Genomic DNA, 13,485 nt, shown 5'->3' on the forward strand with positions numbered 1-13,485 from the left:
GTGACTCCAGTGGATGATGCTTTTAGTGATGCGGATGAAGTTCTAAGTGTTGCTGAAGACAGCACCTTAACCGGTACCGTGCTCAGTGGCACGAGCAGTGTCGATGGTCCGGTAACGGTAACGGGCTTTAATGTAGCGGGCGATACCACCAACTACAGCGCTGGCCAAACGGCTGCGATTGCGGGTGTGGGCAGCTTGCAGATTAATGGCGATGGCACGTTTAGTTTTATCCCAGTAGCTGATTATAATGGTCCTGTTCCGGTTGTTAGCTACACAATGACTGACGGCAGCAGTGGCGATAACTCGACTTTAACTATCAATGTGACCCCCGTGGCTGATATTGTCAATGACGCAGTGACCCTGAATGAAGACACTGTGGCTAATATTGATGTGAATGCCAACGATACTTTTGAAAACACAGAACATACCATCACCGCGGTTAATGGAACCGCAATTGAAGTGGGCGGAAGCGTTGCTGTAGCCAATGGTACCGTGCTCTTGAATGCTAACGGTACCTTAAGTTTTACTCCAGCCCTTAATTACAACGGCACTACCAATTTTACCTACACGGTGACTTCTGGTGGAGTTACGGAAACCGCTACAGTGAATCTGACAGTGAATCCGATCAATGACGCTCCAGCCAACAGCGTCCCGGGTGCGCAAACGACAAATGAAGATATGGCTCAGGTCTTTAGCAGCGCGAATGGCAATGCGATTAGTTTGATCGATATTGATAGTGCTTCTGTGACTACCGCAGTTTCAGTGCTTCACGGTACATTAACCGTATCCGCTGTGGTTGCGGCTGCGGCAGGAGTTACTGTTAGTAATAACGGCACGGCTAATGTAACTTTGGTGGGTGCTCCAAATAACGTTAATGCTGTATTAAACGGCTTAATTTATAATCCAATTGCTGATTACAATGGAGCTGATAGTTTAACCGTAGTCACCAGTGACGGGACTTTAAGCGATACAGACAGTATTGCTATTACAGTGACCCCGGTGGCTGATATTACCAATGACGCAGTGACCTTGAATGAAGACACTGTGGCTAATATTGATGTGAATGCCAACGACACCTTTGAAAACACAGGTCATACCATCACCGCGATTAATGGAACCGCAATCGCAGTTGGGGGAAGTGTTGCTGTAGTCAACGGTACCGTGCTCTTGAATGCTAATGGTACTTTGAGTTTTACTCCTGCCGCTAATTACAATGGCACTACCAGCTTTACCTACACGGTGACTTCTGGTGGGGTTACGGAAACCGCGACAGTCAACCTGACGGTGAATCCGGTCAATGACGCCCCGATTAACAGCGTACCGGGCGCTCAAACAACGACTGAAGACACTGCTCAGGTCTTTAGCAGCGCCAATGGCAATGCAATTAATTTGACTGATATTGACAGTGCTACGGTAACTACGACGGTTTCAGTGCTTTATGGCAACTTAACAGCCCTGGCAACGGCCGGAGTTACCATCACGAATAATGGTTCGGGCACTGTGACTTTGACTGGTTCTCCTGCTGACATTACCTCCGCATTGAATGGTTTAACTTACACGCCTGTTGCCGATTACAACGGAGTGGACAGCTTAACTGTAGTCACCACTGATGGCACTTTAAGCGACACGGACAGTATTGTCATTACGGTGACCCCGGTGGCTGATATTGCCAATGACGCAGTGACCCTGGATGAAGATACGGTGGCTAATATTGATGTTAATGCCAATGACACCTTTGAAAACACAGGTCATACCATCACTGCCATTAATGGAACTGCAATCGCAGTGGGTGGAAGTGTTGCAGTAGCTAATGGTTCAGTAATTTTGAATCCCAACGGCACCTTAAGCTTTACGCCAAATGCGGATTACAACGGCAGTACCAGCTTTACCTACACAGTGACTTCCGGTGGGGTTACAGAAACCGCTACAGTCAACCTGACGGTAAATCCGGTTAATGAGGCTCCAGTCAATAGTGTGGCCGGTGCGCAAACCATCAATGAAGATGCTACTCGAGTCTTTAGCAGTGCTAATGGCAATGCGATTAGTCTCATCGATATTGACAGTGCTACGGTGACTACCACGGTTTCAGTGCTTCATGGCAGCTTAACGGCCTTGGCAACGGCTGGAGTTACCATCACGAATAATGGCACGGGCACTGTGATTTTGACTGGTTCTCCTACTAACATTACCACCGCTTTGAATGGTCTAACTTATACGCCTGTTGCTGATTACAACGGAGCGGACAGCTTAACCATAGTCACTAATGACGGCACCTTAAGCGATACAGACAGTATTGCCATTACGGTGACCCCTGTAGTTGATATTGCAAATGATTCAGTAACGACTAATGAAGATACTGTGGTTACTATCAATGTCAATGCTAATGATACCTTTGAAAACCCAGGTCATACCATTACTGCAATTAATGGAACCGCAATCGCAGTGGGTGGAAGTGTTGCAGTAGCGAATGGAACAGTACTTTTGAATGCCAACGGTACTTTGAGTTTTACTCCAGCCGCCAATTACAACGGTACTACCAGCTTTACCTACACGGTTACTTCCGGTGGGGTTACCGAAACTGCTACTGCCAATGTTACGGTGAACCCGGTCAACGATGCTCCTTCTGGAACGAATACTACCGTAACTACTTTGGAGGATACTGCCAAAGTGTTCACTACTGACAATTTTGGATTTTCAGACTTGAATGATAGTCCAGCAAATACCCTGCAAGCAGTTAGAATCACTACCTTGCCATCTACCGGCTCATTGACTTTAAATGGTATTGCCGTAACAACAGGTCAACTCATCTCCGCAACGGATATTGCTGCTGGTCTTTTAGTGTTTACTCCAGCCATTGATCTTAATGGCCCAGTAACATTTACTTTTCAGGTTCAAGACAGTGGGGGCACAGCCAATGGTGGTGTTAATTTGGACCCAACTCCTAACATTATGACTGTCGACGTAACCGCTGTTGCCGATACGCCTGTAATTTATGCTCATTTAAGCCTGCCTACAGTGATAGCAGGTACAGAAATCATCGCAGGAAATTTTTCAAGCAATAATAATGAAAATAATTTTAGCAATTGGAGTAAAGTTGCTTTGTTCAGTAGTACTTTTGCTGAAATACAAGGAGGAAATAACAAAACATCCAGTGAAGCTGATTTGTTCAATAATATTGCTTGGGCCGGTGAGACAGGTAGTAATAGTACAGAGGTTAGTAATTTTAACAGTAGATGGAGCAAAACAGGTGGAGCTATTGTTTATAACACTAATGACCTTGCCGATGATGCCCAGGGAATTTTGTTATTAAATAGTAATCAGCTTACTTCTGCTGAACGAAATTTGACGAACTATGTTATTTCTCTTGATATGTTTGCTGATGCAGATTCGCCACGAGTAAATGGAATTGGTATTGTTTTTGGGTATCAAAATTCTTCTAATTATTTTTTGGTTCGTTGGGAAAACCCAAGTATTGAATATTCTCCAGGTGGAATTTTCTATAATCTACATCCAGGTCAATATCATGAATTTACTTTGGTTCAAATTGTAAATAATGTTCCTATCGATTTGGCAAGAACTACTTTTAATGCCGACGATTGGTTTCATGTAGACATTAATGTCAGTAACCTTGGTATCTCTGTTTCCGCAGTAGATACAAGCGATCCCAGCGTTGTCGCAAATTTTAATTATATTTTCGGCAGTGTCAGTGGTGCAGCTACTGCTGCGCCAGCCTTAAATACTATTGGACTGTATTCCTTTGATAATGATTCGGAGGTCAGATGGGATAATATTAATGTCAATCAGCCTTTACGATATGAATATACCTTGCAGACAGAGGCTTATCTCAAGGATGTTGATGGCAGCGAAACTCTGGGCAACATCACTTTGGCTGGTATACCATCAGGGGTTACTCTGTTCGATACAGTGACTAATACTTCAATTCCTGTTAACGCCGGTTCTGCAACGATTATTCCAGGAAATGACATCAGGCTGGTATCTACAACTGCGCTGACCGCAGCTCAGATCAATGCTATAAGTGCGAGCGTCAGTTCTGTTGAATCCAGTAACGGTAGTACTGCCTCACAAACTACTACAGTTCAACTCGATTTAAGTGGTGCTTATGCTCCAGAGACTTTTACTGGAACCAACGCTGCTGAATGGTTGGAAGGTGGTGACAGTAATGACGTCCTCGATGCGCGTGGCGGTAATGATGTGATCATAGGCGGATTAGGAAATGATACCATTACTACCGGAGCAGGCGCTGATCAGGTTGTTTTGCTTAAAGGTCAAGGTGGAGCCAGTGCAGCAGCAGCACCAATCGATACTATTACTGATTTTACTGTTAATGTAGATACGATTGTTATCAAGGGCACAAATATTATTGGAGTGGCTGTTTCTACTCCGGTATCCAATACCTATACTATTACCGTAAACTATTCAGGAGGCGCACCTACCGAATACTTTAAAGTGACATTGTCTAATGGCGCGACTTTGAATGATTCCGGAGATAATCAGCTGACAGGTGTTGTTGTTAGCGGTGGAACGGCGACTATTGATGGAACTATAGTGGGTGCCATCCTTTATCTTGATATTAATGGAAACAATCAGGAAGATGCGGGAGAGCGTCTGGGTATTACTGATCAATACGGTCATGTTGAATGGGTATTGGATTTGACCAAACTGGATGTAAATGGTGATGGCCAATACACTTTGGGTGAAGCTCGAGCTGTGCAAACAGGTGGTTTTGATATCGATACCGGTCTGAGTTATGCCATTAATCTGTTTGGACCTGTAGGATCATCCGTTATTTCACCTCTTACCAGTTTGTTGCAGGCTCAGTTGGAATCTGGTTTTGATTATAAAACAGCGAATGCACACATTGTAGCTCATTTGGGATTACCGGAAGGTACTGAATTAATCAGCCTTAATCCAATTACGGGTTCTAATGAAATTCTTGCTCAAAATGCCTCAGTGATGACAGCCGCTGTTCAGTTTGCAGAAATTGCAGCCATTCGTTATTCAACTGATGAAGGTCATGTTTCATTCTCTGTATTTGATGCAATCAGTAAGGCTCTTCTGGAACTTCCTGATGGTGTGGTTGCTGATTTCACTGATAAGGCCTTTTTACAAAATATTGCCTCGCATCTTGATTTAGGTGATTTTGTCAATCAGGATGTCATTGATTTCATGGCGGCCAGCCAAAGGGCATTACAAACCAGTATAGAGACACTGGCTCCTGGTGAAAATGCACTTGCCGCAATCAGTGAAGTACAGCATCTCACTCAAGGTAGTTATGCTCAAACTCTTGAATCCTATATGAACGGCTATTTACCTTCACATTTATTGAGTGACATCAGCGTCATCATTCTCGCGTTTAGTAGTTCAATCATCACCTATGAAGAGCTGAAAGACTTTAATAATCAATTTACTGATGTAGTTAATCAATGGATGAACAGCTCTACAGGAATTCCATTAGTTGACGCAGAGTATAAAGACACCAATCAATTCGTTCATGAAATAGATTCTGTTGTGAATCATTTTATCTCCGCTCATAATCTTTATGTAGCTAATCCTGTGGATTACCAACAGCCTGCCGCTGAGCAACACGTTAATTCATTAACTGAGCTGGGTTCAGGAGAAGAGGGTGTGATTGCTCATGAGGTTAATACCAATGAAATTACCAACGATTTGTCCTCATCAATGGGTGGTCTCGAACTTCATGGCAGCACTGGAAATGATTTCATTTATGGTGGCGATGGTAATGATTTGATCTTTGGCGGTGAGGGTGATGATCATCTGTATGGCGGTAAAGGTAATGATACCATCATTGGTGGCTCCGGAAATGACATCATTCAAGGAGGCATTGGTAATGATACGATGACAGGCGGAGGTGGAAACGATATCTTTGTTTTTGAAAAAGCTGATATTGGCAATGAGCCTGCCATTGATACGATTACGGACTTTAAATTAAGTAAGGAAGGGGATGCTTCCGGTGATAAAAGTACTTTGGACTTAACGGATTTGTTTAAAGACTCCACTCTAAGCTCCAACTCCTTGGATAGCCTGTTGCAAATTAGCACGGTCCATAATGAATCTACGAATCAAACGGATACAGTGATCAAAACTGATCCAACTGGAGGCGCTCATTTTAATGCATCACCTGAAACAATAGTATTAAGTGGTGTTGATGTGGTCTCTGTGTATGGAACGTCAGATTCTGCTGAGCTAGTTCAGCAAATGCTTGCTGCTAATGTATTGGTAATGGGACATTAATTCGTTTATGGCTCTGCAGGTTAATCAACGTGCAGAGTCTTTTTGTATTCACTGATTGGTAAATCCTCTCGCGTAGCTTTTCTACCTGCTATATACTTCCTGAACGAAAATCCTGCGGAGTTATTCAATGTCAGAACCCTACATCCTGGTTTTATATTATTCCCGAACAGGTTCTACTGCTCAATTAGCCCAATACATTGCCCGAGGTGTCGAGAGTGTCGCCGGGATTGAAGCCAGATTGCGTACTGTTCCCCCTGTTTCTAGTACCTGTGAAGCTACAGAGAAGCCGATCCCTGACCATGGAGCTCCCTATGCTACTTTGGATGATTTACAGCATTGTCATGGTTTGGCTTTGGGGAGTCCTACACGTTTTGGTAATATGGCTGCTCCTTTAAAATATTTTCTGGATGGAACATCTGCCTTATGGTTGGCTGGTGATTTGGTAGACAAACCCGCTTGTGTTTTTTCTTCTTCTGCCAGCATGCATGGAGGACAGGAGAGTACTCTGATATCCATGATGCTGCCTTTGTTGCATCATGGCATGTTCATTTTGGGGGTTCCCTATACTGAATCGGCACTGAACACTACAGTTACCGGTGGAACACCTTATGGGGTAACTCATGTTTCTGGTGTTGCCAATGATCATCCACTGAGTCAGGATGAAATTACTCTGGCGCGTCATTTGGGTGAGCGATTGGGGCGAGTTGCTTTAACGATTGGGAAGAAATAAATTGATTCATTGGCTCACTATTTTAATTAAGAATCAATGATGATCGCTAGTGAGTTGGGTCTAAATTTATTGTCCGTGAAGTAAACCACAGTATTAGGGTGAGGAGTGAACGACAGTATGAAGGTAATCAGTTTTAATGCTAATGGTATTCGTGCTTCTGCACGTAATGGCTTTTATGAGTGGCTTGCTGGGCAAGATGCAGATTTTGTATGTATTCAGGAAACAAAAGCTCAAGTTGATCAATTAGTACCCGAAGAACTCTATTATCCCAGAGATTATTTTTGTGATTATTTTGATGCCCAAAAGAAAGGGTATAGCGGTGTGGCCATCTATGCCAGGAAGAAACCAAATCACATCATTAAAGGCATGGGGTTTGATTATTGTGATAATGAAGGACGATACATCCAGTTTGACTACCCTAATTTAAGCGTCATTTCTCTTTATTTGCCTTCGGGGACAAGCGGGGACGGACGTCAGGAAGTTAAGTACGATTTTCTGAAGCAATTCGCCAATCATTTAATGAATTTAAAAAATGAGGGACGTGAATTGATTATTTGTGGGGATTATAATATTGCTCACAAGAAAATTGATTTAAAAAACTGGCGGGGAAATCAGAAAAACTCTGGATTTTTGCCTGAAGAACGTGCCTGGATGGATGAACTGTTTGGAACCATGGGATTTGTTGATGCCTTTCGAGTACATAATCAGGAAGAAGAGCAATATACCTGGTGGTCATACCGAAGCCGGGCTTGGGAAAAGAATGTAGGGTGGCGGATTGATTATCAGGTGATCACTCCTGGACTCACAGAGCATGTGATAGACAGCCGAATATTTCGGGAAGCCCGTTTATCGGATCATGCTCCTCTAATGATTGAATACAAGGGAGATTGGTGTGTTTAAACTGGCCAGTTGGAATGTGAATTCATTGAAAGTAAGGCTGGAGCAGGTTTTGGAGTGGCTTGAGTCAACCGGGACCGATGTTCTTGCCATGCAGGAAACTAAACTGGTTGATGAGAAGTTTCCAGCAGCAGCCTTTATGGAAAAGGGCTATCATGTCGTATTTTCAGGGCAGAAAACGTATAATGGCGTTGCTGTTGTTAGCCGTCAACCCATAACCGAAGTAGTGACTGATATACCTAATCTGGAGGATCCTCAGAGAAGAATTTTGGCCGTGACGATTAGCGGCATGAGATTAATTAATCTTTATGTTCCCAATGGCGCAGAACTGACCTCCGATAAATATCAATACAAACTGGACTGGTTGAAGAAAGTCACTTCTTTTATTCAACAACAATTGTTGGCCTATCCAAAATTGGCGGTAGTTGGAGATTTTAATATTGCACCAGAAGATCGAGATGTCCATGATCCCGCAGAATGGGAAGGATGTGTGTTGGTAAGTGCCCCGGAACGACAGGCTTTTGCAGAACTGTTAGAGTCTGGATTGCATGATAGTTTTAGAAATTTTGAGCAGGAAGAGGGTGTTTACAGCTGGTGGGACTATCGTGCGGCCGGATTCCGAAGAAATCGAGGATTGCGTATTGATCATGTGTTGTTGAGTCATGATTTGAATCAACTGTGCAGGCAATCCAAAATTGATAAAGAACCGAGAAAAGCAGAAAGACCTTCAGATCATGCTCCGGTATGGGTGGAACTGGAATTATAATAGTTGGCCGGGTGTATCAAATTGCACCCGAAACTCATACAGCAAAAGGTATGATGATACTCTCCTAAAACACCAATATTGCTTCAAAAAACTCCTTATATTGCAAAATAACAGCACTTTGTGCTATTGTTATTATTGTTTTTAATCCTGTTTTCTGTATTATGCAGATTAAGAGAAACAAGCATGAAGGTCTGAAATAGAGGCGCAATGGATGTAACCTGCTGGATTATCCATTTTAGCGACACGTTCAGAATAAATTGATTTATATATTCAATTCTGCTATTGTTTTGCGTCATTTGTGTAGAGTATGGTGCTTGGCCAAAGAGTCCAGGTGGCGATATTCATTTAGAACTATAAGAGAGTGGTATTATGAAAGCATCTGTTCATCCTGATTATCAAACAGTTAAAGTTACTTGCAGTTGCGGTGAAGTTTTTGAAACCCGTTCAACCTTATGTAAAGATTTGAGCATTGAAGTTTGTTCACAATGCCATCCTTTCTATACTGGCAAACAAAAATTAGTAGATACCGGTGGTCGTGTACAGAAATTCCGTGATCGCTATAATATGCGTTCTGCACAAGCTAAATCGTAAGAATAATAAATTAACTTGTTTGTTACAGTAGTTATATAAAAGGCACAATCACGATGTGCCTTTTTAATAAGTATCTGGGATTTGTTGACAATTCTTCTTTTTAAACCACACATATAATTCCTGGTTTGCTTCCTGGATTGTACCTTGAAGCCATATCTTGGAGTAATGGACTATCTGTCAACAATCCCTGCTAAAAATATGTATTTTTAGATTAAATTTTTATTTCGTGTGGTCTGATATAGAGAGTAAGCACTTTGGATAATGACGTATTAAAGCAGCGTGCGTTGGACTATCATGAATTTCCTGTTCCAGGAAAACTTGGTGTACACGTTACAAAACCAACTAATTCCCAGGATGATTTATCTCTGGCTTATACCCCTGGTGTTGCTGCACCGGTTTTAGCTATTGCAGAGACACCTGAGGATGCCTATCGTTATACAAATAAAGGCAATTTGATTGCTGTTATGACCAATGGTACTGCCGTACTTGGTTTGGGAGACGTCGGTTCTTTGGCCAGTAAACCTGTAATGGAAGGCAAGGCTGTATTGTTTAAACAGTTTGCCGGTTTGGATGTTTTTGATATTGAAATTGATGCAGATGACCCACAGGCATTTATAGCTACAGCCAAAAGCATAGCGCCCACTTTTGGTGGCATCAATCTGGAAGATATAAAAGCGCCGGAATGTTTTGAAATTGAACAAGCTTTAATCGAGCAGCTTAATATTCCTGTTTTTCATGATGATCAGCACGGCACTGCTATAGTTGTCGCTGCGGGTCTGCTTAATGCTCTTGAGTTACAGCGTAAAACATTATCGGACGCTAAAATAGTCTGTATTGGTGCCGGAGCCGCGGGGATTGCATCCATGCGGTTGTTGGTAGCACTTGGGGCTGACAAGAAAAATATGCTGCTTCTTGATACAAAAGGAGTGATTCATTCCGGCCGTGAGGATTTGAATGCATACAAATTTGCATTTGCCCGAACAACGGATTGTCGTACACTGGAAGATGCACTGACAGGTGCTGATGTATTTATTGGAGTGGCCAAACCTGATTTATTAAATGCAGATTTACTAAATTTAATGGCTCCAAACCCTGTGATTTTTGCTCTGTCTAATCCTGATCCGGAAATCAGGCCTGAGCATGCTCATGAGGTGCGAAATGATTTGATAATCGCTACGGGACGAAGTGACTATCCAAATCAGGTGAATAATGTGTTATGTTTTCCTTATATTTTCCGTGGTGCATTAGATGTGCGTGCAACATGTATTAATCAAGCAATGCAGATTGCGGCCGTTGAAGCAATTCGTCAACTGGTGCATGAAGCGGTTCCTCAGGTAGTTAAGGATAATTACCCCGGAGTTAGAAATTGGGAGTTTGGTCCTGACTACATCATTCCTAAGCCCATAGATCCTCGTTTAAAAGAGAGGGTCCCAGCTGCTGTTGCGAAGGCTGCAATCGCTAGTGGTGTGAGTCAAACAAATAATTTTGAGTAAATAGAGTAGCAGTTCACCTCTTTTATCGAGAGGTGTGTGCTCTTGCTTAACCCGAACGTTAAGGAGATAACTTTGCATTCAGAAAACCGCAATAATTACGCAATCATCGGATGGCTTATTTGTGGCTTAGGAGCTGTGTTTTACAGCTATGAATATTTATTACGCATAGCTCCCAGTGTTATGGAACACTCATTGCGTGGTCATTTTAATCTATCCGCCTCAGGATTTGGTCTTCTCTCTTCTGTATACTATTTTGCTTATGTGCCCATGCAATTACCTGTAGGGGTCATGTTGGATAGATATGGACCCAAACGTTTATTAACCTTTGCCTGTTTGATTTGTGTTATTGGTACCTTCCTGTTTACTGCTACTTCAATTTTTTGGGTTGCGGCACTGGGACGATTTTTAGTTGGATTTGGTTCCGCTTTTGCTTTTGTAGGCGTATTGAAACTGGCCACGATTTGGTTGCCAGAGAACAGGTTAGCAATGGTTTCGGGTATGACTTCAGCGCTTGGCCCCATTGGAGCGATGTTGGGCGATAACTTTCTCGAACTATTCATAGAACAGATGGGTTGGATCAAAACTCTGAATATTACCGCAATATTTGGTATTGTTCTGACACTGGTATTATGGTTTGGTATTCATGATAGAAAGGGCCATCACAGAAATAGTGGTACTGTTTCCAGCTTTAAAAAAGGCATGATTGATCTGGGTATCATTATCAGAAACAAGCAAATCTGGGTTAATGGAATGTATGGATGCCTGGTTTATCTCCCCACGACTGTTTTTGCCGAGCTTTGGGGTATACCTTATTTAAGACATGCACACGGCTTAACCTCTCAAGGTGCAGGCCTGGCCAACTCATTACTCTTTTTAGGCTTTATTATTGGTGCGCCATTAATGGGTTATATTTCGGACAAATTGTATCGTCGAAAATTTCCAATGCTTATTGGTGCTGGCGGAGCGGCAATTGTCATGATGATGATTCTGTACCTTCCTGGCTTAACTGAAGCAAACATCCAGTCTTTGATGTTTTTATTGGGTTTGTTATACAGTTCACAAGCTATCGTGTTTGCAGTTGGCAGGGAGTTAAGTCCCGGTGAAGCTGCAGGTACTGCAATGGCAGTTACGAACATGATTGTGATGTTAGGAGCGATGTTGCTGCAGCCTTTGGTGGGGCATCTATTGGACTTTAGTTTATCAACTCACGTTGGGGATGCTGCAATTACAGGAGTAGCAGTAGACAATTTACAGAAGATGTATACAGTGGATGACTATCAGTTTGCATTGTCTATTATACCTTTAGGCATTCTTATTGCGGCCATATTGACCTTCTTCTTAAAAGAAACACACGCTCATGCTCACAAATAGAATGATGAACAAAAAACAAATGATGTTTGGTATCCTGGTCTGCTTTGTCGGAGCTGTATTTTACTGTTATGAGTTTATACTTCGAATTATTCCAGGAGCCTTACAGTCCGAATTAAGCGCTGCTTTGGGACATATTTCTGCAACCACATTTGGCCAGATATCGGCATTATATTACTTTGCCTATTCACCAATGCAGATGCCAGTAGGTATGTTGATGGACAGATTTGGTCCCAGGAGATTGTTAACCTTTGCCTGTCTGTGTTGTACCCTGGGTTCCTGGATGTTCACGCTGACTTCCTCCATGTTTCTTGTTGGATGTGGACGCTTTTTAGTAGGATTTGGCTCCTCATTTGCCTTTGTGGGTGTTTTATCCTTGACCTTACATTGGTTACCAAGACGTTATTTTTCTTTAGTAGCCGGTTTGATTACAACCCTGGGCATGTTGGGGTTGGTTTACGGTGAGGTAAAAATTACTGAATGGTCTATGAGTATTGGTTGGGAACAAGTTCTAATACTAATAGCTGTTATTGGTTCAGCCCTCAGTCTGTTAATGTTCTTTGTTGTTCGAGATGGTCCTGAAGGGTTCCAACCCAATAAATATCCTTTACCTGAGTTTTTTCATAATGTACTGAAAGTACTCATGTCACCTGAGGTTTGGTTGATTGGATTTGTTGGAGCATGCCTCTATACCTCATTATCCGTTTTCGGTGAGTTGTGGGGTAAAACCTATTTGGAACAAGCTCATCATTTAACTAAAGTTGAGGCTGCCAAGACTGTATCCGCAGTATTTCTTGGATGGGCTGTAGGAGCACCTATTGCCGGCTATTTATCCGACAGTACTGGCAGACGGGTTTTACCCTTAGTTATTGGCGCAATTTTATCGCTGATTTGTATTAGTTTGGTATTGTACTGCCCTGGATTATCCTATCTTAGCTTAAATATTCTGTTGTTTTTATATGGTGTGTTCAGCGCTACAGAAATTATTGTCTTTATTATGGCAAAAGAATGCAGTGGAGCTAAATTATCCGGTACAGTATTTGCAGCAACCAACATGATCGTGACTTTAGGTGGTGTTGTATTTCAACCTTTAGTCGGCAAATTATTGGATACCTTTGGCGATAGTGGCATAGTAGGTGGTGAGCATATCTATACCGTCGAAGATTATCAGGTTGCTTTGTCCATACTGCCTATTTCTTTGTTGCTAGTGACTATTCTTGCTTTTTTTATTAAAGATCATTCTGTTAATTCGTAAATTGAACATCATATTGAATCCCGCATTTGGTTATCCATAAGGCAGTAAAGGCTTCCCAAATGCAGGCTCAGCACTCTTTAATCCAGGACTCAATCCTTTGATCATGAGTCAT

The 13,485-nt window shown here is 42.4% G+C and carries 8 protein-coding genes; all 8 read left to right on the plus strand.

The window, feature by feature from the left end; translation table 11 throughout:
* The first annotated feature begins 9 nt into the window (after positions 1-9).
* The 8 genes from G543_RS19425 (at position 10) to G543_RS0107145 (ending at position 13,373) form a co-directional block, all read left to right on the plus strand.
* Entirely contained in the window at positions 10-6,273 is a 6,264-nt protein-coding gene (locus G543_RS19425) for a tandem-95 repeat protein (RefSeq protein ID WP_282705519.1), read from the plus strand.
* A 127-nt stretch (positions 6,274-6,400) separates the two neighbouring features.
* Positions 6,401-7,003, plus strand: a complete 603-nt coding sequence (gene wrbA / locus G543_RS0107115; protein WP_028383909.1) for an NAD(P)H:quinone oxidoreductase — start codon at positions 6,401-6,403, stop codon at positions 7,001-7,003.
* Between the two features lie 117 nt (positions 7,004-7,120).
* Entirely contained in the window at positions 7,121-7,903 is a 783-nt protein-coding gene (locus G543_RS0107120; RefSeq protein ID WP_028383910.1) for an exodeoxyribonuclease III, read from the plus strand.
* On the plus strand, positions 7,896-8,666 hold the full coding sequence (gene xth / locus G543_RS0107125) for an exodeoxyribonuclease III (protein WP_028383911.1): 771 nt from the start codon (positions 7,896-7,898) through the stop codon (positions 8,664-8,666). The genes G543_RS0107120 and xth overlap by 8 nt, the downstream gene beginning before the upstream one ends.
* A 369-nt stretch (positions 8,667-9,035) precedes the next feature.
* Positions 9,036-9,257 (plus strand): 50S ribosomal protein L31, encoded by a 222-nt coding sequence (gene rpmE, locus G543_RS0107130; RefSeq protein WP_028383912.1) that lies wholly within the window; start codon positions 9,036-9,038, stop codon positions 9,255-9,257.
* Positions 9,258-9,511: 254 nt separating this feature from the next.
* On the plus strand, positions 9,512-10,750 hold the full coding sequence (locus tag G543_RS0107135; protein WP_028383913.1) for a malic enzyme-like NAD(P)-binding protein: 1,239 nt from the start codon (positions 9,512-9,514) through the stop codon (positions 10,748-10,750).
* 72 nt (positions 10,751-10,822) lie between these two features.
* Positions 10,823-12,121, plus strand: a complete 1,299-nt coding sequence (locus G543_RS0107140; protein WP_028383914.1) for an MFS transporter — start codon at positions 10,823-10,825, stop codon at positions 12,119-12,121.
* Positions 12,108-13,373, plus strand: coding sequence for an MFS transporter (locus tag G543_RS0107145; RefSeq protein WP_028383915.1), 1,266 nt, complete (start codon positions 12,108-12,110; stop codon positions 13,371-13,373). The genes G543_RS0107140 and G543_RS0107145 overlap by 14 nt, the downstream gene beginning before the upstream one ends.
* Positions 13,374-13,485: the final 112 nt, after the last annotated feature.

The sequence above is a fragment of the Legionella moravica DSM 19234 genome, assembly GCF_000423305.1.
Classification (GTDB): Bacteria; Pseudomonadota; Gammaproteobacteria; order Legionellales; family Legionellaceae; genus Legionella; species Legionella moravica.